The organism is Aquamicrobium defluvii (assembly GCF_004363725.1).
GTDB lineage: Bacteria > Pseudomonadota > Alphaproteobacteria > Rhizobiales > Rhizobiaceae > Mesorhizobium > Mesorhizobium defluvii.
Genome location: NZ_SNZF01000024.1, coordinates 50,065 through 72,418, shown reverse-complemented (window position 1 = coordinate 72,418; position 22,354 = coordinate 50,065). Strand labels below are relative to the sequence as shown.

Genomic DNA, 22,354 nt, shown 5'->3' with positions numbered 1-22,354 from the left:
CCCTGCAATCAACCAGCAGGGGTGGGTTCAAACATGGGTCACTTCTCAATGGAAAAATCCCTCAATCCCGGGTCAGCTCTCAGCGGAAATCAACAGTGTTTCACCGCTTTCACGCGGCCATCCTCCTCGTTGCTTCCATTTCGGTCACGGCGCGCTCCGCATGGGTGAGAGCGGCCTTCATCCTGCCCTGCAGGATGCTTCGCTCCATCTGCGCGCAGGCCGACACCACGATCAGCTGCCTCTGGCCGAGATGGCTGGCCGGCATGTCCGGGCTGCGCAGACGCATCTGCGCCAGAAGCCCCTCGTATTTGTCGTCCGCCAGGAAGGAAGCCGGCAGGCCCGCTCCCAGCGGCATGAGCGACCATTGCCCCCACCCGCCGAAGACCCGCGGCGAACCATCCGCGCCCACCGCAACGTCCCCGGGCGGGAACGCAGGATGGTTCAGGCACAATGGCAGTTCGGCAATCGTCTTGCGGATCGCCGGCAGAGCCTTCAGGAATCTTGCAAGTATGTCGGCATCCTCATTCGTATCGACCGCAATTTCCATCCTCGCGACCAGATCCCTTGTCAGGCGCTTTTGCATGGCCTTGTGGGTGGCCGAGTAGGTGCGGACCAGCGCCGCCGGCACGCTGACCGACCACAGGTTGGCGACGAATGCCTGATGGGCCTGCGTGAAGGCCGCACCTTTCGGCGCAACCCCGGTTCCCGCCTCGTAGATGATGCATTCGTGCTCGCCATGCGTGAAGCGGGCGACAATCGACGCCGCCCACACGGATTCGCGGCTGACATGTCGAAACAGCAGGTCTTCGTTTTCCAGCATCCGCCGCAGGCGCGGCGCGAACACGCGCAGCCGGAAATGGCGTTCCTGTCCGTTCGTGCCCTCGAGCACTATGGAAAACTCGGCCATGCCCTGCACGGAGGTGTCGAGCCAGCCGATGCGCAGGGTCTCCCCCTCCTCCCTCACCGGGGCCAGTGCGCCGGCGATCAGCCGCTCCCGCTCTTCCCGCCCGAAAAGCTGGCGCAAGGTGCGCTGGTCATTGCGTTCCGAAGGATGGAACTGGCGGTTCGGGAACACCAGCGTATCGACCAGCTGGCGCTTCTGGGCCAGCGTGACGATATCCCTGACCGCCCCGGTCATCGCCGACGTCATCTGGCGCAAAAGCATGAAGCAGATGATGGCGACAAGCACATTGGCGCCGCCCTCCCGCAGGAACGGAAGCAGGATGATGAGGAAACCGGAAAGAAACGCAACCGAAGACAGGATGTTGAGATAGCTTCCCAGCTGACCTGTGATGAAGTCGGCCAGTCGGTTGCCGTTCAGCGGCGTAACACCCCTCAGCGCCCATGCCGTCAACGCATAGAAAAACAGTCCGAGGCCGCAAAGATAGGCCGCCAGCAAGGGAGCGAGCACCGCCAGCACGACCATGCCGGCAAGCACGAACAGCCCTCCGGAGACGATCTGCATGAAGCGGGCGTAGTTGCCCTGCATTTCCGTGCGCTGGTTGTCGACCAGCGACATGACGCTCGCCGCGCTCATCAGATCGGCGCCGGCCTTGTCCGACAAACGTCTGGTGTGCCCTTCCAGAAAAAGGGTCAGCGCGTAAAAGGCGATCGACGCCGCCGAGAGGATGACGATACCCAGATTCTTCTGGTCGTCGGCAAGGAAAGGGCGGAAATAGTGCGGAATGCCGCTTGAGCCGGCGAGCAGGATGACCTTGAGCGGCAGCAGGAAGGCAAGCAGGCGGGTAATGCGCGCAACGGTCAGATAGACGACCAGCGCCAGGGTCACGCCGGGGACGACTCGCAGGAACTGCCGCAGGACCTGGGCAAGCCACCATCCCGAGCTTCTGGTTTCGGCAAACAGGTTCATCGGCGTATCATCGGCCTTCGCCTTGCACATGCGCCTGCCGCCCCGGCGCATTCCCTTCAGGACGAAGGCGCGCCGGGAAGAGATCGAGGGAGCAGTTCGACATCACGAAAGCGCGGCCGGCTTCGATACGTTCCATCCATGCCTTCTCATCGGCCCAGAGCCTGTCCATCGCAGCCCACACGTCCCGTGGTTCGGCATAGAGGGCGGCGTCCCCGAATGTAGCACGAAAAACCGGGGGCAGGATCACCGGAACGCCGACGGCCATGGCCTCCATCGGTGCGCGGCCGAACTCTTCGATATAATCGTCATGCGGGTAGTGCAGGAAGAAATCCAGATCCGAAAGGAATTCCCTGACGTCGCGGGTCCCGAATTCCCCGGCTGTCCAGTTCGCGGGCCACCTGCCCGCAATGGTGCGGGCATGGGCCGCACCGCCCAGAAAGCGCACCTCGCAGGCGCGCCCGGCGCAATAGGCATCGAGAAGGTCCCTGCGCGCGCCCGGCCATTTCAGCACATGGTCGCGGCCGTGGCGGCCCGCCACCGGCCGGCCACGCTCGCGGCCGCGCCAGCGCGGTTCCCGCGCGCACCATTCGCCGGTGTCGACCAGCGGCGTCCAGGTGTCCCCGTGAGGCGGCGGATAGCGCCGATCGGCTTTCATGAGCGTGCGAACCGTTCCCGAAATGGGCACCCACTCACCCTCGTGCCCGAAATATTCGACGAGATGCCGGCGCACGGTGGCAGGATCGTAGGCCATGTCCTTTCCGCTCCTGTCGCGTTCGGCCATCTGGTTCACCACCACGACAAGCCGCTCGTGCGCGATCCGGGGAAACATGTCGAGGCGATGGTGCAGGATCGGCGGATGCGTCACCACGACCGTTCGCGCATCGACGCTCTCGCCGGCGCTCACGATGCGCACGCCGTTTTCGGCGGCATGGTCGATCACCTGCCTCCTCAGCGGTGCGGCGACGTCGAGATCGTAGCGGCGATAATGCAGGAGGCCCGTGCTCAGGCCCGCCGCATTCGCCGCGCGCAGCATGGCCATCGCCGAGTGATAGGTGCCTCCGCTCATGTTGAAATCGCCGATGAAGACGACATCGAGCCTTTCCCCGGCTGCATGGCCGCTCCTGATCGCAAGGGGGACCGGAAGCGATTGCGGCACCCCGGCGGGCGCCTCTGCCTTGCGCTCCGCCAGCGACATGTGCCACGCCCCGACGACCTCGTGATAGGTCCGCCTGATGCCATGATGGAACGTGCGCACATGCGTGTTGCCGTGGCGGGTCAGCGATGTCGGTACGGTCCGGGCGAAGGCCAGCGGACAATCCGAAACCACCTGCTTCCGGTGATCGGCGCCGAAAATCACGTCGAGCCGCCTCACGAATTCCTGATCGGCGGAAACCCTCACCTCATGCCAGTTTCCGGCTTTCGCGAAAGCCGGACGCTCGATCATCAGCGAGGACAGGTTGAGCGCGGTGAGGCTTTCGGAAGGTCGCCATGTGCCAAAAAAGGCGAGCGATGGGGTGGCGCGCGCCATGCGCGACAGGTTGTAGGGAGGCCCGGACGATCTCAGCAGCGCGCGCACCTGCATCCCGATGCGCAGCGGATGCGCCCAGTCGTCGGCGTCGTGAACGGTCACGAAGCGGCCGCTCGCCTCTTCCAGCGCGCGGTTCCGGCAGGCATAGCTGCCGCCATTGCGGGCCTGCCGGATCAGCCGGAACCGGTCGTCGGCCGCGCAGAACGCCGCAACCGTTTTGGCAGTATCGTCCGTGCTGCAATCGTCGACAACGAGAACCTCGAGGTTGCGCCAGCTCTGCTCCGCGAGGCTGGCCAGGGCCGTGAGGATGGTGTCGGCGCAATTGTAGGCCGGCACGATCACCGTCACCTTGTTGTCCGCATCGAAATGGGTCCGCACACCCTCCGTACGGATATTGTCGAGCGTAAGCGGCGCATCTTCATCGCGCCTGGCGATCTCGGGCAGCCTGAAGCGCCGGTAGATGGCGTTGATGCACTCCAGCGTCGCGGCCCCGGCTTGCCCGTCCTCGCTGCCGGACACGGCGGGATTGTGGCAATTGGCCTTCATGAGCTGAAGCGCGATGTCGAAGGACAGGCCGGCACCGGCCCGCTCGATCAGGGCCCTCGCCTCTTCCGTCCGCCCGAGCCGGCACAGGAACAGCGCTTCCAGCATATATTGCCGGCCGGTTCGCCACAGGCGCGGATCGAGGGCGAGACGGTCCCGCATTTCCTCCAGCGCGACAGCGAAATCGCCCTCGACGGCATGCCATCGGGCAAGGCTGTAGCAGGCTTCGGTCCTTTCCCGCAGCGGCCGGCCGGCATCCGCCTTCAGCCGTTCGAGATCGGCGCGCGCCTGCGTGGAGAACCCTTGCCAAAGCTTGTCGTCATACGCCGCCGCGAGCGTGCGGGAGGTGAACCGTTCGCGCACGAAATCCCTGGCCGTGCGCGGCACCGCCGCCCTGGCGGCAGCGGGAAACCGATCGTAGACGCGCCGCAACCCTCCTTCGAGGGAAGCCGCGAGTGCCTTCTTCAGCGAACTGCGCATCGCTGCCGTTCGCTCTGGCCCGACAAAATCTGGTCGCTTTCCTGGACCGGAAAAGGATCGTCCTTCGCAGACTGGGTCATAGGGTCATCGCCTTGGTTGCAGTGCGCTTGCCCCTTGCCCGCGTGCCCCAAGCGTTCGACTCGTTTAACAGCCGTTTCCACCCATGGAACATGTCAGCAATATGATCAACTGCTTCCATTCGCACAAACATCCGCGCATTTTCCCTTCTGTCGCAGCCTCCCTTGACTCCTCCGTCCGCGAATGCTCACACACCACGCGTCAGGAAAACGAGGTCCTTCGCGATGCGGGTCACTGTGTTTGGAACAGGCTATGTCGGGCTGGTGACTGGCGCCTGCCTTGCCGATGTCGGCCACCATGTCCTGTGCATGGACATCGACGAGGAAAAGATCGCGAGGCTGAAGGCCGGCGAAATCCCCATCCATGAGCCCGGCCTCGACGAGATCGTCAGGCGCACCGCCGGCTCCGGCCACCTCGCCTTCACCACCAGCCATGCCGATGCCGTGGCCCATGCCGACCTGCAGATCGTCGCCGTCGGCACGCCACCGGATGAAAGCGGCGCGGCCGACCTGCAATATGTGCTTGCCGTGGCCGGGGCCATCGCCACCCACATGCAGTCGCCGAAGATCGTGGTGGTGAAATCCACCGTCCCTGTCGGCACCTGCGACAAGGTGGCGGAACGGCTGGCTTCCGTGCTCGCCACGCGCGGCTCGCCGCTCGGCTTCGATGTCGTCTCCAACCCGGAGTTCCTCAAGGAGGGCGCCGCGGTGGCGGACTTCCAGCGCCCCGACCGCATCATCGTCGGCACCGGTTCCCCCCATGCGCGCACCGTGATGGCCGAGCTCTACGAGCCGTTCAACCGCAACCACGACCGCATGCTCTACATGGCCACGCGCTCGTCCGAACTCACCAAATATGCCGCCAACGCCATGCTGGCGACCCGCATTTCCTTCATCAACGAGATCGCCAACCTCGCCGAGCGCCTCGGCGCCGATATCGAGCAGGTGCGGCGCGGCATCGGCTCCGACCCGCGTATCGGCTATCATTTCATCTATCCCGGCGTCGGCTACGGCGGCAGCTGTTTCCCGAAGGACGTGCAGGCGCTTACCCGCACCGCGCGTGAGGTCGGCTACCGCGCGGGCCTGATCGAGGCGGTGGAGGCCGTCAACAACAGCCAGAAAACCCGGTTGTTCGACAACATCGCAGCGCATTTCGGCGGCGCCGATGCCCTGCGCGGCAAAACCATCGCGCTCTGGGGTCTCGCCTTCAAGCCGAACACCGACGACATGCGCGAAGCGCCCAGCCGCGTGCTGATGGAGGCGTTGTGGAAGGCCGGCGCAAAGGTGCGCGCCTTCGATCCTGTCGCGGGCGGCGAGACGCTGCGCCTTTACGGCGAAGAACCCGGCTTCGAGCTGATGCAGGACAAATATTCGGCCCTCGACAATGCCGACGCGCTCGCCATATGCACCGAATGGCAGCAATTCCGCGCGCCCGACTTCGATGAAATGGCGCTGCGGCTGACGCAGCGGGTCATCTTCGACGGCCGCAATCTCTATTCGCCCGAGCGCCTGCGCGACGACGGGTGGACCTACTACAGCATCGGCCGCGCCCCCGTCCGGCCCCAGGCACAGGCACAGGCACAGGAGCGGCAGGCGTGAAGGTCCTCGTCACAGGCAATGCCGGCTTCATCGGCTTCCACGTCGCCCAGCGGCTGGTCGAACGCGGCGACGATGTCGTCGGCTTCGATTGCGTCAACGACTATTACGACCCGGCCCTGAAGGAAGCCCGCCTTGCGCGGCTGGACGAAGCCTCGGGCCGGCAGGGCGGCAGCTACCGCTTTATCCGCGCCGACCTCACCGACCGCGCAGTGGTGGAAAGCTGCTTTGCCGAACACCGCTTCGACCGGGTCATCCATCTGGCGGCACAGCCCGGCGTGCGCTACAGCCTGGAAAATCCCTATTCCTACGTGGCGAGCAATCTGGTCGGTTTCGTCAACGTTCTGGAAGCCTGCCGCCATGGCGGGGTCGGGCATCTCACCTATGCCTCGACCTCAAGCGTCTACGGCGCCAACACGAAGATGCCCTATAGCGAGCACGATCCGGTCGATCACCCGCTTCAGCTCTACGCCGCCACCAAGCGCGCCAACGAGCTGATGGCGCACAGCTACTCGCATCTGTTTTCGCTGCCGACCACCGGCCTGCGCTTCTTCACCGTCTACGGCCCATGGGTGCGCCCGGACATGGCGCTGGCGAAGTTCACGAAGAACATCATCGAGGGCCGCCCAATTCAGGTTTTCAACAACGGCAACCACACGCGCGACTTCACCTATGTCGACGACATCGTCGAAGGTGTGATCCGGGCAAGCGACACCCCCGCCAGCCCGAATCCCGACTGGGACGCCGCCAGGCCCGATCCCGCCACCAGCAACGCCCCGTTCCGCATCTACAATATCGGCAACAGCAGCCCGGTGCGCCTTGGCGACTACATCGGGGCCATCGAGGAGGCTGTCGGCAGGAAGGCGATCAGGGAAATGCTGCCCATGCAGCCGGGCGACGTTGCCGACACCTTTGCCGATGTCGGCGACCTCGCCGCCGATCTCGGCTACCGGCCGCAGGTGTCGGTGCGCGACGGCGTCCAGCGCTTCGTGCGCTGGTACCGGGAGTTTTACGGAGCCTGACCCGCCGTCCTGTCGCCGCGACCGCGCCCGAGCGCGGTTGCCGCCATGATGCGCAGGTCCAGAAGCAGCGATAGCAGCGCGCCATAGTGCGCATCGCGGCGGGCAAGCCTTTCCGGATCGCTCATGTCGATGCCTTCGATCTGGGCAAGGCCGGTGATTCCCGGCTTCAGCCGCAACACGCCCAGCCTGCGCCGCGCCTCCACCAGTTCCCGCTGCACCGGAAGGCAGGGCCTCGGCCCGACAAGGCTCATCTCGTTGCGCAGCAGGTTCCATATCTGCGGCAGCTCGTCGAGCTTGGTCCGGCGCAGGAAACGGCCGACTGGCGTGATCGCGTCGCCCGACACCTCATGCGTGCCGGCCTGCACCGTGCCCTGCTTCATGGTGCGGAACTTGTAGCAGGTGAAAAGCGCGCCATGCCGTCCGACGCGCTCCTGCGCGAAAATGCCCGGCCCCGGTGAACCGGCGCGGATCAGTCCCCAGATCAGCAGCATGGCCCATCCCAGCAGAACGGCCACCGCAAACACGAAGGCAAGATCGACCGCGCGCCGCACCACGCGATAGACAAGGTTCTGTTCCTGTCCGTCCGAAAGGATGATTTCATCCTCCCCGCCCGGTGCCGGTTCGAGCAGGAAGGCGGCGAGGCGGCGCATATGCACGGTCGGTTTCAGCGCCGCCAGCACCCTGAAAACCGGATGCGCCAGAGAGCGCGGCAAGCGGTTGAGAAACGACAGGCTGCCGCTCCACCTCTCCCCGTAAACCGCGGGCAGATAGACGGTCCGCGCCCCGATCCCCTCCATGCCGGCCAGCCGCCGCGCCGCCTCGCGCTTGCTTTGCGCATAGGGGGTAACATTGCGCTCATCGAGGGCATGTACCGACGAGATGTTGACGAAACGCCCGATGCCGGCGCGTTGCGCCGCGCGGGCCACATTCAGCATGTGCTCCACATTCACCGCGAAGAAGGTCTCTGGCGGCGCATCCGCATCGTTGTTGACGACCGCCAGATGCACCAGCAGGTCGAAGCTGGCGCCGCGTTGCGCCAATGCCTCGTAGCCGCAGGCGGCGATCCCCGGAAAAAGCCCCGCAAGCGCATCCGGATCGCGCCCGACCAGCAGCAGTTCGGCCCCGGCGCCGGCCAGCAGCGGCACCAGTTCCCGGCCGACGAAGCCGCTCGCTCCGGTGACGACCGCCTTCATACGGACGTTCCCCGCCGGCATCGCCTGTTGTCAGACATCACTTGCACAGGCTCGGCCTCTTCAGCGTTCTGCCCGACCCGCCCGCATGCGGGATGCCAAATCCGTCGCCGTTTGTCCACATGGCCCGAAACATGATAGCCCGGCCCGCATCGTCAACCCGCAACGAAGCCGGACAGGAAATGCAGGACATCGCCGTTCTCGGCAGCCTTTTCGGTGTCGCCTTCATCGCCGCCACCATCCTGCCGGCCCAGTCGGAGGCGGCGCTCGTCGCCCTGCTCGTCACCGGGAAATGGTCGCCCCTGCTGCTGATCGCGGTCGCCAGCGCGGGCAATGTGCTGGGCGCCACGGTCAACTGGGCGCTGGGGCGCGGTGTTACGCGGTTCCGCCACCGGCGCTGGTTCCCCGTCGGCGAACAGGCGCTGGAGCGGGCGACGGGCTGGTATCGCCGCTGGGGGCGCTGGTCGCTGCTGCTCAGCTGGGCGCCGATCGGCGGCGATGCGCTGACGGTGGCCGCCGGCGTGCTCCGGGAGCCTTTCTGGAGCTTCCTGCTGCTCGTCACCATCGCCAAGACGGGCCGCTATCTGGTGCTCGCCGCAATCACGCTGGGCTTTCTGTGAAGCCCGCCTGTCCGAGGTAGCGCGGTCATCCCGGGCGGGCTACAAGCAATGACTTCCAGCCGGCATCTTCCCGCAGGCACCCAGCACAACCGAGGCATCATGTTCGGCATTTCCGGCTATGAACTCCTGATGATCGTCGTCGCCCTGACAGGCGCAGGCGCGCTTACCGGCCTTCTGGCCGGGGTTTTCGGAGTCGGCGGCGGGGCGGTCATCGTGCCGGTGCTCTATGAGTTCTTCCGCCTGCTTGGCGTGCCGGACGAGGTGCGCATGCCCCTTTGCATCGGCACCTCGCTCGCCATCATCGCGCCCACCTCGGTGCGCTCCTTCCGCGCCCACCGGAAGAAGGGCGCCGTCGACATGTCGATCCTGAAGCTGTGGGCGGTTCCGGTGGTCATAGGCGTCATCATGGGCGGCTTCGTCGCCCGCTTCGCGCCGGAAACCCTGTTCAAGACCGTGTTCGTCGCCGTCGCCACCGTCTCCGCCGTCAAGCTGCTCGGCGCCCGCGAGAGCTGGAGGCTCGGCTCCGACATTCCCGGCAACCTCGTCATGCGCATCTATGGCTGGCTCATCGGCGTCCTGTCGTCGCTGATGGGCATCGGCGGCGGCCAGCTTTCCAGCCTGTTCATGACCTTTTACGGCAGGCCCATCCATCAGGCGGTGGCAACCTCGTCGGGGCTCGGGCCGTTGATCGCCGTCCCCGGCGCCATTTCCTATATCTTCGCTGGCTGGGGCAAGGCTGCCGCTTACCCGGAAGTCACCCTGCTGCAATGGCCCTATGCGCTGGGCTTCGTGTCGCTGCTCGGCATGATCCTGATCTTTCCGGCCAGCATGATCACCGCGCCGATGGGCGCCCGTCTCGCCCACGCGCTGCCCAAGCGCAAGCTGGAAGTCGCCTTCGGCCTGTTCCTGCTGACGATCGCGCTGCGCTTCCTGTGGTCGATGATCGGTTCGTGAGCCTGCCGGACAATCAGGGCTCCTCATCGAGCACATATTCGAAATAATCTTCCGGTTCCTGAAGGTCGCTTTCGCTGGCCCGCACCCGCCCGCGTATGGAAACGCCGGCCTCGTGCACCGTCTCGGCATTGCCGGAAACCAGCCTGTGCCACCAGTAGAGGTCGCGCCCTTCCGCCACGAGCCGGTAGGCGCAGGTGCTCGGAAGCCATGAAATCGTCCGCACGTTTTCGGGCGTGAGACCGACGCAATCGGGGACCGCAGCAAGGCGGTTCTCGTAATCCGCGCAGCGGCAGCTTTCCGGATCGAACATGCGGCAGGCCACACTGGTCCAGTAGATGTCGCCCGTATCCTCGTCCTCCAGCTTCGACAGGCAGCACTTGCCGCATCCGTCGCAGAGCGATTCCCATTCGGCGGCGCTCATCTCCTCGAGCTGCTTGGTTTTCCAGAAAGGCTGTTCCATGGTCCGCATGTGGCCCGTGCGGCGCCGAAGGTCAAGCGAGCCGGAAAAAGGACACCTTCCGGCCACGGTTTCGACCGGCAATCGCCTTTCAGCCCTCTTAACGATTGGGGGTCGGAACCAAATGCGGGACGGCAAGTTTCGACACGGACGGGACTCTAACGGAGAGCGACAGCATGAAACTCCACCCTCGAATTCTGGCGGGAACAGCGCTTGGCCTGCTCATGGCCTCGGCTCCGCTGGCCGCGTTTCCCCTGAAGGGACAGGACAGCCTCGCGCCCCGCGCGTCTGCCGGGCCCCTGATGCTCGCGCAGGCCGAATGCGCCGAAGGCGAATCTGCGGAGGATTGCGCGGCACGCCAGCGACAGGAACCGGCACAGGAGCGGCCAGCGCCGGAGCCGGAGGCAGCGCCTGCCGGGCCGGCGCCTGAACCGCAGCCCGAGCCGCAGCCCGAGCCGCAGGCGCAACCCGCGCCCGAACCGGAACCCGCACCGGTTCCCGAGCCGCAGGCGGAACAGCCCGCACCGGAGCCGCAGCCCGCACCGCAACCGGAAACCCGGCAGCCGGCTCAGGAAGAGCCCGCGCCCCAGCCGGAAGCCGCGCCTCAACCCGAACCCGCTCCCCAGCCTGAACCCGCGCCGGCCCCTGCCGAAGAGCCGCAGCCGGAAGCCCCGGCCGTGCAACCTGCTCCACAGCCCGAACCGGCGCCGGCTCCCGAGCCGGAAGCCCAGCAGCCTGCACCGGAGCAGCCCACGCCGGATGAGCCCGCCCCGCAACCGGACGAAGAACAGGCTCCTGCGGGTGAGCAGCCGCAACAGCCGGCCGAGCCCCTGCAACCGGCAACGCCTGACGAGCCGCAGTCGCAACAGCCAGCCGAAGGCGAAGCCGCGCCTGCCACTCCGGAAGAAGCGCCCATTCTCGACAGCCAGAAAGAGGCTCCCCAGCCCGCGCCGGCCGATGGTCCGCAACCGGCACAGGAAGGCCAGCCCGCACCGGCCGAAGGCGGACAGGCCGCCCCTGCGCCTGAAGGACAGACCGCAGCGCCGCAACCCGCCCCCGTGGAAGCGCCTGCGGTCGATCCCGGTCCGCCGCCCGCCGACGACCGCGCCGCACAGCAGGCCATCGTGCCGGAGAAAATCGTACCGGCGATCGAGGAACGGGGCACCCGCCGCGAACGCGAACCCGACATGCGCAACCGCGAGCGCCCGAGCGGGGTGGACGTGCTGCGCGAGATCGGCGACCGTGTCATTCTCCAGCTCGGCGGCCAGACCTTCGTGGAAAGCAACGAACGCCCGCGCATGAGCCGCGACGCGCGCGACGTCTATTACGAGGATCTGCCGCGCGGCCGCACCCGCGAGGTCATCGTGCGCGGCAACGGCAGCCAGGTCGTCACCATACGCAACCGCCACGGCGACATCATACAACGGTCGCGCATCACGCCGGACGGACGCGAATACATCCTCAGCTATGTGGACGAGCAGCGCTATGACGATGTGCGCGAGTGGCGCGATCCGGGTTACGACCTGCCACCCATCCGCCTCGCCATCCCGCGTGACGACTACATTCTCGAATCGCGGCGCGTGCGCGACCCGAACGCCTATTACGAGTTCCTCGAACAGCCGCCGGTCGAGCGCATCCAGCGTCTCTACTCGGTCGACGAGGTCAAGCGTTCGGCCCGCGTGCGCGACATTGCCCGCCGCATCGATCTCGACACGCTCAACTTCGAGTTCGGCTCCGCCTCCATCGGCGACGGCGAGATCGAGAAGCTGGATGGCGTGGCCACGGCCATGGAACGTATGCTGGAAAGGAATCCGGCCGAGACCTTCCTCATCGAGGGTCATACCGACGCGGTCGGCTCCGATCAGGCCAACCTCGCCCTCTCCGACCGCCGCGCCGAGGCGGTGGCGGAAGCGCTGAGCGGCGCGTTCGGCATCCCGCCGGAAAACCTGGCCACGCAGGGCTATGGCGAGCAGTATCTGAAGATCAACACGCAAAAGCCGGAGCGCGAAAACCGGCGCGTTACGATCCGCCGGATCACGCCGCTGGTCGCCCCGGTGGCGCGTGCCAATTGAGCGAAAGCCGGACAAGTCAAAGGAGTGCCCCGCAATTCAGAAACATTGAATTGCGGGGCCTTCCACCCCAGATAAACTGAAGGGTTCCCTGCCCTTTCCGCCTCGGCGGAAATTCGCCCCGCCGGTTCCTGACCGGCGGGGTATTGTCTTTCCGGGTAGAAGAACAACCATATCCCGATCCGGGCCCATGCACCGGAAACCGACAGGCATGCGCCGTCGCGCATCTGGCTGGAAGCTTCCCTCATCGCCCTTGCTCTCAATCTGAAAGGCGAGCTTTCACTCGAAGTCTATACGCGCAACGCGCGCGCCATGCGCTTCTACGCGTCGCTCGGCTTTGGGGAACTGTCGCGACGCGCCAGCGACGACGAAGGTCTCCCCCTCCGAAAACGCGCTCCTGCGCCTGACGAAATGATCGGAGCATTTCCGGCAAACTGAAGGGCTGGAGAATTTCTGCTTCTCTCCGAATCGCAGAAATTCTCCGGTAGCCGCCCTCTCCGGATAAAAATCGCCCTTCCCGGTGCTTGGCAACTGTAGAAAAAATTACTGCGAACTACCTCACCTCAGGCCAGCTCTGTTCATCTGAACCTGAAAAAAGACGTTCACTGACATATTGGGTATCATGACTGGGGATTATGCTGCGCGGCGGTCTTTTCGATACAGGAAAACTGCTAATATCCGGCGGGTTTTTGCCGGCATTGCCGCGCGATATATGGCGACACAGGAGAGGGTTCGGGCCGATGGCGAAAGTTTCCACCAAGACGGCGGCTAAGGCCGATACTCCGATATTTACGCCCACGCCGGAGGCGAAGGCTCAGGCAACCCGCTCGCGGATCATCGCGCTGGCGCTGTGGGCGGTGGCCATCGTTCTTGAGCTGGTTGCCATCTTCTGGGTGATGCGCCCGTCCTTCGACGAGCTGGCCGCCAGTCAGGGCTTCCCGCAGTGGCGCTGGTACACGCTGCTCGGCTTCATAGTGGTCATCGGCGTGCTCGCCATCGCCGGCTCGATGCTGTGGAAGAAGGCCAATCATCTGGATCCCGCATCCAACAGGCAGCCGGTAAAATTCTTCATCCAGAACCAGCTTGGCGCGTTCATCGCGCTGCTCGCATTCCTGCCCCTGATCGTCATGATCTTCCTCAACAAGGACATGGACGCCAAGCAGAAGAACATTGCCGGTGCCGCCGGCATCATCGTCGCCGTCGCGGCCACCGTCCTAGGCATCGACTTCAAGCCGCTGTCGCAGGAACAGGCTGCGGTTGAATCCCAGGTCGTCACCCATCTTGTCGGTCAGGACCTCGTCTGGTGGACCGCCGGCGGCAAGGTGGTGCATCTGTGTCAGGACGCCTCCGACATCCGCAACGCCACCACCACCGTCGAGAGCGGTCCCATCGCCGACGCATTCGGCAAGGGCAAGGAAGGCATCACGCTGCTGCTCGACCGCGAGCTCAACCAGTGCGGCCTGCCCGTGCCGGGCAACCTTGCCGAGATCGAGCAATGGGTGCGCACCGCAAGGGGGCTCTGACGCCCCCCAACGGATCGCAACGTTCGCCCGGCGGGGGCGGCGGCAAACGACCTCATTGCGGTCCTTCGATCTCCGGACTTGCAATTACCGGCTGGAGCCCTAAGCCGACATACGAGTACGGCGCAGCATTCTCGCCGGCTTAAGGTTGGCTGACACCTCACGCTTGTTGCGCTGTTGCCTTTTGTGCTCCGTCGCGCACAGTAACCAGATAAGGACAAGCACAAATTGGAAGCGTGATGGGAAAGACCAATCCAGTAGCTAATGTATTTATCGATACAAACATATTGAAGTTTTCAGCGGTTAAGAAACACGTGTACCGCACGAAGAAAACGACCGTGAATTGGGGCGGCACAGAGTTCGAGGTGGAATATCACGAACCGCACACGGTCAACGATCTGCATAAAATCAAAAATGAAGTTCAGAAACGCGATGCCGTTTTTCTTAGCATGCTTGCCCACGCAGGAATCTCCGAATGGCTTAACTTCTACATTCACCGTGAAGTTGATCTGGAAACATGGGGACTACCCGGAATGGCAAGCCCATCTGGGCGATTTTTCGGATGTACCCTCCGCGAAGTTCCTGACCCGGTTCCGCCGCAGTCGCGCATAATCTTGGGCGGCAACAAGAAATTCAAAGAACACATCCTTGATTTTGTATGCAGCATTAAACACCCACGCTTTATCGAACTGACGAAAATGACCGGTGCGTATCAAGGCGCGAGCAAACCATTAAACCTGAATCAAGCGCTGGATGCCTACCATATTTGGTGTGCGGAATCGGCTGAGATGGATTACTTTTTAACCATGGATTATAAGCTACAAAAAGTAGTTAGGCGGTCGAAGGTTGAAACGTCGGTGAAAGTCGTAACGCCCGACCAATTGGTGCGCTTGGTTATTCCAAAATTTGGTTTCTTGGGAGCCATCAAGTTCATGTGGAACGGCTATAAGTTCGCCAAACTCCGCATAGGCTTTGATGAAGGCAAGGGCTGGACTTAAAAGTTGCCCCGGCTGCGTCTGTTCCCGCACACCGAGACTAAATATCTCGTGACCTATAGGAATGGGTTTCTCAAAAAAGTTCGCACAGAGCTACGACGAACGACCGATCTTCGCCCAATTCGATTAATTTCGTCATTGGCAAAACTGTATGGCGAATGGCGGCTTAGGGCGTATAACTTCCGTTCAAAAGGCTGAATGGTAAAGGCAGCTTACCACCCCCAAATCGCCGCCCTAAAACATCCCCGCCAGCTTCGTCTCTGAACGCGCGATCACCTCGTCCGGCAGGAAGAAGTCGGCCACCAGCGGCCCGGTCGCGCCGGGGGCGTAAGGGGTGAAGTCGGTCACGCCTTCGGCCTTGAGCACTTCCTCGTCGATGTAGAAATTGCCGGTCGCCTCGCGCGCGGGGCGATTGAAGATCGCCCAGGCGGCGTCGGCCATGATGTCGGGCGTGCGGCTCATGGAGGCCATCGATTCGCCGCCCAGCACGTTGCGCACCGCTGCCGTGTCGATCGCCGTCAGCGGCCACAATGAATTGACCGCAATGCCGTCATTGGCGAATTCCGCGCTCATGCCCAGCGTACACATCGACATGCCGAACTTGGCCATGGTGTAGGCGACGTGGTTCCTGAACCACTTGGCGTTCATGTCCAGCGGCGGAGCCAGATTGAGGATATGCGGGTTCTGCGCCTTCTTCAGGTGCGGGATGCACAGTTTCGACACGAGGAAGGTGCCGCGCGTGTTGATCTGGTGCATCAGGTCGAAGCGCTTCATGTCGGTGTCCAGCGTGCCGGTAAGCTGGATGGCGCTGGCGTTGTTGACGCAGATGTCGATGCCTCCGAACGTCTCCACCGTGCGGGCCACGGCGCTCGCCACCTGCTCCTCCTCGCGGATGTCGCACAGCACCGGCAGCGCCTTGCCGCCTGCCTTTTCGATCTCCTCGGCCGCCGTATAGATGGTGCCCGGCAGCTTGGGATGCGGATCGGCCGTCTTGGCGGCGATGGTGACATTGGCGCCGTCGCGAGCCGCGCGCAGCGCGATCGCCAGCCCTATGCCGCGCGATCCGCCCGAAATGAACAGCGTCTTTCCTTTAAGGGACATGTCCGGCCTCCTCTTCTGCTGGAGCGTCGGACCGAAGAGGTCATCCGGTTTCCGGATTGCCCCGGTGCCCGATCCCCGATGCTCTGTCAAAGTGCTGGAGCGCGCCGTTCGCGTCCGGATGGATGCCCGGCGCTCCGGTACCGATCCTTGCCCCGATCATCCGCGCCGCGCAAGCCCGCCGGGCGAAAAAATTACGTTTACGTAAGGTGCGATTCTTCCGCCTCCGGTTTCGGGGCGGGGGCAGAAGCCTGCGTCATCAAGAGCGCTCGCCGGTCTGGCCCGCTGCCGCGCCCTGCTCGTACTGCGCCAGAAATTCCGCCGAGGGCGGGATCGGCGTGATCACGTCGATCAGCACGCCATTCGGGTCGGCGAAGATGAAATGGCGCTGGCCGAACGGTTCGTCCCGAAGGCTGCGCAGGATCGGAAGCCCCGTCGCCGCGATCCGCGCATGCACGGTGTCGACGTCCTCGACCTCGAAATTGATCAGCAGCCCCTGCGCACCCCTGCCCCGCGCCGCCTCCGGAACCGTCTCGTGGCCGGCGTCGACGATGCCCAGATTGACGCCTTCGTCCTCCTGCGATTGCAGATGGACATACCAGTCGCTCGAAAACAGCGGCCGGAAGCGCAGATATCTCACATAGAAGTCCGCCGTGGCGGCAACGTCGCCGGTCATGATGACCGGATAGTAGCTGGTCGTTTTCATGGCTTCCCTCCGGGCTTCAATTAACATACAGTCTGCATGTTTTTTTAATTAACATACAGGCTGTATGTATGCAACGCGAAAACCTCCGCCGCTCCAACCGCGAACGCACCGATGCGACCCGCGCCGCGCTGATGGCGGCTGCACGGGCGCTCTTCATCGAAAAATCATATGCGGAAACGGCGACGCCGGAGATCGTCGCGGCCGCCGGCGTCACGCGCGGGGCGCTCTATCACCACTTCGCCGACAAGCAGGCCCTGTTCCGTGCCGTGGTCGAGCAGGAAGCGGCGGCGGTCGCAGCCGGGATCGGGCAGGCGACGCCGGATACGAAAAACGCCCGCCAGGCCCTTCTCGATGGCGGCCTGGCCTTCCTCTCGGCAATGGCGAAGCCCGGCCGCACCCGCCTGCTGCTGCTGGACGGGCCGGCCGTGCTTGGCCGCGCCGCCATGGACGAAATCGACGCAAGGCATGGCGCCCGCACCCTGCGGGAGGGGCTTGAGGCGGCCATGCGCGAAGGCTCGATGAAGCCGGTGCCGCTCGATGCGCTGACCGTACTGCTCTCCGCCGCCTTCGACCGCGCCGCCCTGTCCATCGAAGCCGGCATGGCGCGGGAAGATGTCGTCGAGACCCTCGGCGCCCTCGTCGGCGGGCTGTTCCCGCCGCAGCCGTGACGCCTGCCCGGCATCTCAGTCCCGGTCGAAGATGCGCTCGCCCTGCTCGTCGACGAGCTGGATGCCCTTGCGGATCGACACCTCGGCCGCATCCTCGATCCCCGCGAAGCGGTCGGCGCGGATGAACTTGTGCTCCTTCACCACGCCGTCGATCTCCCTGAAGACCACGCCGCAGGTCTGGTACTGCCCGTCGGCCTTGTAGGGCATGGCGACGATGGTGAAGCCCTTGTGCTCGACCTGTTTGGCAGGCGCCGGTTCCGCAGCCGTTTCGCGCGCTCCGCCGCCGAAAAGACGTTTCAGGAAAGACATGGGTTCCTCCTTGGGCAGTTCCAGCAAACATCGCGAAGCGACTGGCGCCGGCAGTGGCGCCAATACGGGAACACGGCCCCGCCGGCCCACATCCGCAGCACAGGTCTAACTAGAACATCGGGCCGCAAAGGGAAATCGCTTTTCGGCCTGCGATGGCCCTGAATCGGAACCGGCAGCCCATATGCACCGGGCGGAACGCCGAAAAACGCTCCGCCCGATCGCAGTCGATAGTCGCAGTCGATGCCGGCAAGGCGCGAAGACACTTCCCCGGCTTGGCAAGGCAACCGGATCAGTCCCGGCTCAGCGCTTCCAGAGCCTCGGCCGCGCCCTTCAGGATGTTCACGGCCTCCGCGCGCGTTCTTCCGGGCCGTCCAGAATTTCGGCAAGCGCCGCCCTCAGCCGGCGGCGCACGGAACGAAGCTCGTCGTCCTTGCGCCCGCCGCGCCGTTCCTGCGCATCGTCGTCCCATCCGAACCATTCGCGGGCCTTTGCCATCTTGCGGCCGAAACGCTCCAGCTGTTCGAGCGCCCGCTCCACCATGTCGCGGTTCTCCGCCAGATGGGAGCTTCCCGCATCGGTGATCGAAAACACCTTCTTCGCACCTTCGGGGGCCGAAACGGCAAAGCCTGCCTCTTCGAGGAAGGTCAGCGTCGGATAGATCACGCCCGGGCTCGGGCTGTAGAAGCCGCTGGAGCGCTCTTCCAGCGCCTTGATGATGTCGTAGCCATGGCGCGGCGCCTCGGCCATCAGGTAAAGCACCACCAGCTTGAGATCGCCGTCGCCGAACATGCGGCCGGCGCGCCGCGCCGCCCCCCGGCGCCGCCGGCCCGGCCCGAACTTCCCATTTCGCGCGCCCCTCCTTCAGGCTTCAGGCCAGCGTCGCGACGATCTCACGATAGGCGCCTTCGGGAAAGGCCTTGAGCGTGCGCGTGCGCACATTGCCGCCCATGCCAAGCTGCATGGCGAAACGCGCCGCCACCGCATCGTCCGGCGCCTCGCACACCGCCACCATGTCGTATTCGCCCATGGTGAGGTAGAACGCCTTCATCTCGCCGCCCATTTCGACAAGCTGCGTCCTGACCTTGTCGAGCCGAGCCGGCGAGTCGCGAAGGGTTTTCACGCCCGCGTCCGTCCAGTTCAGCAGCATGATGTAGGTGGTCATGCGTTACCTCCCTCCGGCGCCGGGAAGCGGGAGAAGGCGGGTCCGGCACCGGGACGATCCCGCCTGCCCATGATCCGTATATGGCCTTCACATTATCGCAGACAGGCGCGCACTTGCAAAACACGCTTCCGCTCTGGAATTCTGGAAAGCATGCGGGTATAGGCATCGCGTGCGCCTCGGGCGCGCCGTAAGCGTGTGACGTCAGGCAACGCATCCACTCCCGGTCTCCGGGCAACGCCGCAAGGCGATAAGGATGTCATGCCCCGGATCGGCTTTTCTCAGGAAATTGCTATGCCTTTCCAACGCACACGCCCAAGGCTGCCGGCGCGCTATGCGCCTTTGGTCACGCCCTCCGTTCTCTCCCTGCTCATGACCTTCATCGTGTCGCTGATCTCCACGCTGAAGGGGGTCGGCTTGGCGCCCGACTTCATCGCCGTGTGGAGCCCTGCATGGGGCCTGTCGTGGCTCGCCGCCTTCCCGACCCTGCTGCTGGTGCTGCCAGTCGTGCGCCGCATCGCCGGCTGGGTCTGCCAGCCGGCGCCCTGAACGCCCGTTTTGAACGCTCCTGTTCCGGCCGCGGCGGGCAGGCCCCGAGGCCGGAACACCATTGCTTTCTGCTGTTGCAGCGCCATGAAGGCGGCAGCCGGGCTGCGACGCATCCACATCATCGGGCACATCGTCGCGACGCCGGAAAAACCGGTCTGGCGTCACGCCCTGTTCCGTGCTTTGTCGCAGCGCCAACGGAAACAACCACATGCATATCGATTTCGGCATTCTTGCTCTGTACGTGGTGACGGTTGTCACCATGATCGCGGTTCCCGGCCCGGTTGCGGTGCTCGTCACCGGCGCGGGTCTGGCCGGCGGCGCGAAAAAAGCCTTCCACACCATCGCCGGCACCAATGCCGCCTCCCTGGTGCTGATCCTTCTTTCGGCGCTGGTGGTGAAGGGCATCTTCGCCGTCAACGAAACGGCGTTTAACCTGCTGAAGCTCGCCGGTGCCTGCTATATCGGCTGGATCGGCTGGGAAATCCTGCGCGAAACCGGCGCCGGCGATCAGGGGCCGGTTGCCGTGCAGCCACGCGTCGGCGGGTTTTCGAAGGGCTTCGTCATGGCCATTTCGAACCCGAAGGACATCATCTTCTTCGCGTCCTTCTTCCCGCAGTTCCTCGCCATCACGCCCGACACCAACACCAGCATCGCCCTGCTCACGCTCCTGTGGATCGTGCTGGACTTCGCCACGCTGTTTGTCATCTACCTGCTGGTCGCGCGGCTCCTCAAGCCATCCGTCCACCGCATCATGTTGCGCGTCTCCGGCGTGCTTTTGCTGGTCGTCGCCGCCGGCGGCATCGTCATGACGGCGATGGACCTCTGGCGCGCCTGACGCCTGCGTCACAAACAAGAAAGCCGGGCGAATGCCCGGCTTTTTCTGAAATCGTGATGCCGCTCAGCTGTCGAGGAAGCTGCGCAGCTTGCGGCTGCGGCTCGGATGCTTGAGCTTGCGCAGCGCCTTGGCCTCGATCTGGCGGATACGCTCGCGCGTCACCGAGAACTGCTGGCCCACTTCCTCCAGCGTGTGGTCGGTGTTCATGCCGATGCCGAAGCGCATGCGCAGCACGCGCTCCTCGCGCGGGGTCAGCGAGGCCAGAACGCGCGTCGTCGTCTCGCGCAGGTTCGCCTGAATGGCCGCGTCGATCGGCAGGATGGCGCCCTTGTCCTCGATGAAATCGCCGAGGTGCGAATCCTCCTCGTCGCCCACCGGCGTTTCGAGGCTGATCGGCTCCTTGGCGATCTTCAGCACCTTGCGCACCTTTTCCAGCGGCATGGCGAGCTTCTCGGCCAGTTCCTCCGGCGTCGGCTCGCGGCCGATCTCGTGCAGCATCTGGCGCGAGGTGCGCACGATCTTGTTGATCGTCTCGATCATGTGCACCGGAATGCGGATCGTCCTCGCCTGGTCGGCGATCGAGCGGGTGATCGCCTGCCGGATCCACCACGTCGCATAGGTCGAGAACTTGTAGCCACGCCGGTACTCGAACTTGTCCACCGCCTTCATCAGGCCGATATTGCCTTCCTGAATGAGGTCGAGGAACTGCAAGCCGCGGTTCGTGTACTTCTTGGCGATGGAGATGACGAGGCGCAGGTTCGCTTCCACCATCTCCTTCTTGGCGATGGCCGCCTCGCGCTCGCCCTTCTGCACCTGGTTGACGATCTTGCGGAACTCGGCGATCGAGATCGCCGTTTCGGTCGCGAGGTTCTGGATCTCGCCGCGAATGTCGCGGATCGTGTCCTTCTCGTTCTGGTAGAATTCCTTCCAGCCGCGGCTGGACAGGTTGGCGATGGCCTTGGTCCAGTTGGGGTCGAGCTCGGAACCCTGATATTCCCTCAGGAATTCCTCGCGGCGCACGCCGTAGCTTTCGGCCAGACGCAAGAGCCTGCCCTCGTTCTGCACCAGGCGCTTGTTGATGTCGTAAAGCTGCTCGACCAGCGCCTCGATGCGGGCCTGGTTGAGCGACAGCGACTTCACCGCCTTGATGAGCTGGTCCTTCAGCTCCTTCAGGCGGCGGTCCTGGCTGGGCGACAGTGTGCCGGCCGCCGCCAGCCGGTTCTCCACCTGCTGGTCCTGCAGCTTGCGCAGCTTCTTGTAGGTGTCGGCGATGACGTCGAGGGTTTCCATCACCTGCGGCCGCAGTTCCGCCTCCATGGCGGCCAGCGACAGGTTGGCCTCGTCCTCTTCCTCTTCTTCCTCCTCGCCGCGCGTGTCGCCGCCGACATTGGTGATGTCGTCGTCCTCGCCGCGGCCACGGCGCGGCTTTTCGTCGGCCTTCGGCTTGGTCTCTTCTTCCGTGCGCTCCACCACCGGCGCCTGCTTGGCCTCGGGGCCGGCATAGGTGGCTTCGAGGTCGATGATCTCGCGCAGCAGGATCTTCGCCTCGTTCAGCTCGTCGCGCCAGATGATGATAGCCTGGAAGGTCAGCGGGCTTTCGCACAGCCCCGCGATCATCGTCTCGCGGCCCGCCTCGATGCGCTTGGCGATGGCGATTTCACCCTCGCGCGACAGCAGCTCCACCGAGCCCATCTCGCGCAGATACATGCGCACGGGGTCGTCGGTGCGGTCCGTGGGCTCCTTCTTGGCCACGGTCGCCACGGCCGTGCCGGTCTGTTCGGCGACTTCCTGCGGATCGTCCTCCGACTGCTCGGCCTCTTCTTCCGCCTGCTCGTCGTCCTCGACGACGTTGATGCCCATGTCGGACAGCATCGCCATCGTGTCCTCGATCTGCTCGGATGTGACTTCCTCGGAAGGCAGAACCGCGTTCAGCTCGTCCATGGTGACATAGCCGCGCTTCTTCGCGACCTTGATCATCTTCTTGACAGCATCGTCGGAAAGGTCGAGCAGCGGGCCGTCGGTTGTGCCCTCGCGTTCGTTCTCGACCTCTTCCTTTTCCTTCGTCGCCATTCTTCTTCTGCCTCCAGACGGCTGTTCAAGCCGCGAAAT

20 protein-coding genes are annotated in these 22,354 nt (G+C 64.4%); 10 read left to right on the top strand and 10 right to left on the bottom strand.

All coding sequences use genetic code 11. The annotated features are described in order from the left end of the window. Window positions 1-109 precede the first annotated feature (109 nt). Window positions 110-1,900 (bottom strand): hypothetical protein, encoded by a 1,791-nt coding sequence (locus DES43_RS16705; RefSeq protein ID WP_133675824.1) that lies wholly within the window; start codon window positions 1,898-1,900, stop codon window positions 110-112. Next, complete coding sequence (locus tag DES43_RS16700) at window positions 1,878-4,421, bottom strand: glycosyltransferase (RefSeq protein WP_035030430.1); 2,544 nt, start codon at window positions 4,419-4,421, stop codon at window positions 1,878-1,880. Before DES43_RS16700 ends, DES43_RS16705 begins: the two co-directional genes overlap by 23 nt. Before the next feature lie 302 nt (window positions 4,422-4,723). Between DES43_RS16700 and DES43_RS16695 the strand changes: the two genes are divergently transcribed. Continuing rightward, window positions 4,724-6,097 carry a UDP-glucose dehydrogenase family protein gene (locus DES43_RS16695; RefSeq protein WP_035030433.1) on the top strand — a complete coding sequence of 458 codons (1,374 nt, stop codon included), beginning with the start codon at window positions 4,724-4,726 and terminating at the stop codon, window positions 6,095-6,097. Further along, a complete protein-coding gene (locus DES43_RS16690) occupies window positions 6,094-7,116 on the top strand; it encodes an NAD-dependent epimerase (protein WP_035030436.1) in 1,023 nt (340 codons plus the stop codon). Before DES43_RS16695 ends, DES43_RS16690 begins: the two co-directional genes overlap by 4 nt. Here DES43_RS16690 and DES43_RS23295 read toward each other — a convergent pair. Further along, window positions 7,104-8,309 (bottom strand): sugar transferase, encoded by a 1,206-nt coding sequence (locus DES43_RS23295; RefSeq protein ID WP_084496574.1) that lies wholly within the window; start codon window positions 8,307-8,309, stop codon window positions 7,104-7,106. The genes DES43_RS16690 and DES43_RS23295 overlap by 13 nt on opposite strands. Window positions 8,310-8,488: 179 nt before the next feature. Between DES43_RS23295 and DES43_RS16680 the strand changes: the two genes are divergently transcribed. Next, window positions 8,489-8,926, top strand: coding sequence for a YqaA family protein (locus DES43_RS16680; RefSeq protein ID WP_035030439.1), 438 nt, complete (start codon window positions 8,489-8,491; stop codon window positions 8,924-8,926). 48 nt (window positions 8,927-8,974) lie between these two features. Further along, window positions 8,975-9,880 carry a sulfite exporter TauE/SafE family protein gene (locus DES43_RS16675; protein ID WP_245264765.1) on the top strand — a complete coding sequence of 302 codons (906 nt, stop codon included), beginning with the start codon at window positions 8,975-8,977 and terminating at the stop codon, window positions 9,878-9,880. Between the two features lie 13 nt (window positions 9,881-9,893). Here the strand turns inward: DES43_RS16675 and DES43_RS16670 are convergent, their stop codons facing one another. After that, complete coding sequence (locus DES43_RS16670) at window positions 9,894-10,340, bottom strand: YcgN family cysteine cluster protein (protein WP_035030595.1); 447 nt, start codon at window positions 10,338-10,340, stop codon at window positions 9,894-9,896. 173 nt (window positions 10,341-10,513) lie between these two features. Here DES43_RS16670 and DES43_RS16665 point away from each other — a divergent pair, with 173 nt between their 5' ends. From DES43_RS16665 to DES43_RS16650, 3 genes are all read left to right on the top strand, one after another. Next, the gene (locus DES43_RS16665; RefSeq protein WP_035030442.1) at window positions 10,514-12,409 is read left to right on the top strand and encodes an OmpA family protein; all 1,896 of its coding nucleotides are present in this window, start codon (window positions 10,514-10,516) and stop codon (window positions 12,407-12,409) included. 737 nt (window positions 12,410-13,146) lie between these two features. Beyond that, window positions 13,147-13,929, top strand: a complete 783-nt coding sequence (locus DES43_RS16655; RefSeq protein WP_051520716.1) for a hypothetical protein — start codon at window positions 13,147-13,149, stop codon at window positions 13,927-13,929. Window positions 13,930-14,165: 236 nt separating this feature from the next. Then, window positions 14,166-14,924, top strand: coding sequence for a hypothetical protein (locus DES43_RS16650; RefSeq protein ID WP_035030445.1), 759 nt, complete (start codon window positions 14,166-14,168; stop codon window positions 14,922-14,924). Window positions 14,925-15,155: 231 nt separating this feature from the next. On the opposite strand, the gene DES43_RS16645 is transcribed toward DES43_RS16650, so the two are convergent. Together DES43_RS16645 and DES43_RS16640 are read right to left on the bottom strand one after the other, a co-directional pair. Beyond that, window positions 15,156-16,022, bottom strand: a complete 867-nt coding sequence (locus tag DES43_RS16645) for an SDR family oxidoreductase (protein WP_035030448.1) — start codon at window positions 16,020-16,022, stop codon at window positions 15,156-15,158. Between the two features lie 256 nt (window positions 16,023-16,278). Next, window positions 16,279-16,725: a VOC family protein gene (locus DES43_RS16640; protein ID WP_035030451.1), complete on the bottom strand. Its 447-nt coding sequence runs from the start codon at window positions 16,723-16,725 to the stop codon at window positions 16,279-16,281. A gap of 68 nt (window positions 16,726-16,793) precedes the next feature. On the opposite strand from DES43_RS16640, the gene DES43_RS16635 reads away from it, so the two are divergent. Further along, window positions 16,794-17,393: a TetR/AcrR family transcriptional regulator gene (locus tag DES43_RS16635; protein ID WP_035030454.1), complete on the top strand. Its 600-nt coding sequence runs from the start codon at window positions 16,794-16,796 to the stop codon at window positions 17,391-17,393. 15 nt (window positions 17,394-17,408) lie between these two features. On the opposite strand, the gene DES43_RS16630 is transcribed toward DES43_RS16635, so the two are convergent. The 3 genes from DES43_RS16630 to DES43_RS16620 form a co-directional block, all read right to left on the bottom strand. Next, entirely contained in the window at window positions 17,409-17,702 is a 294-nt protein-coding gene (locus tag DES43_RS16630; RefSeq protein WP_035030457.1) for an HlyU family transcriptional regulator, read from the bottom strand. Between the two features lie 339 nt (window positions 17,703-18,041). Then, on the bottom strand, window positions 18,042-18,491 hold the full coding sequence (locus DES43_RS16625; protein WP_133675822.1) for a PadR family transcriptional regulator: 450 nt from the start codon (window positions 18,489-18,491) through the stop codon (window positions 18,042-18,044). A 79-nt stretch (window positions 18,492-18,570) separates the two neighbouring features. After that, window positions 18,571-18,864, bottom strand: a complete 294-nt coding sequence (locus DES43_RS16620; protein ID WP_035030460.1) for a GYD domain-containing protein — start codon at window positions 18,862-18,864, stop codon at window positions 18,571-18,573. Between the two features lie 291 nt (window positions 18,865-19,155). Here DES43_RS16620 and DES43_RS16615 point away from each other — a divergent pair, with 291 nt between their 5' ends. Further along, window positions 19,156-19,410, top strand: a complete 255-nt coding sequence (locus DES43_RS16615; RefSeq protein ID WP_035030463.1) for a DUF2798 domain-containing protein — start codon at window positions 19,156-19,158, stop codon at window positions 19,408-19,410. 208 nt (window positions 19,411-19,618) lie between these two features. Continuing rightward, window positions 19,619-20,245: a LysE family translocator gene (locus tag DES43_RS16610; RefSeq protein ID WP_035030465.1), complete on the top strand. Its 627-nt coding sequence runs from the start codon at window positions 19,619-19,621 to the stop codon at window positions 20,243-20,245. A 63-nt stretch (window positions 20,246-20,308) separates the two neighbouring features. Here DES43_RS16610 and rpoD read toward each other — a convergent pair whose 3' ends face one another. Then, window positions 20,309-22,315: an RNA polymerase sigma factor RpoD gene (rpoD, locus tag DES43_RS16605; RefSeq protein ID WP_035030468.1), complete on the bottom strand. Its 2,007-nt coding sequence runs from the start codon at window positions 22,313-22,315 to the stop codon at window positions 20,309-20,311. Between the last annotated feature and the right edge of the window lie 39 nt (window positions 22,316-22,354).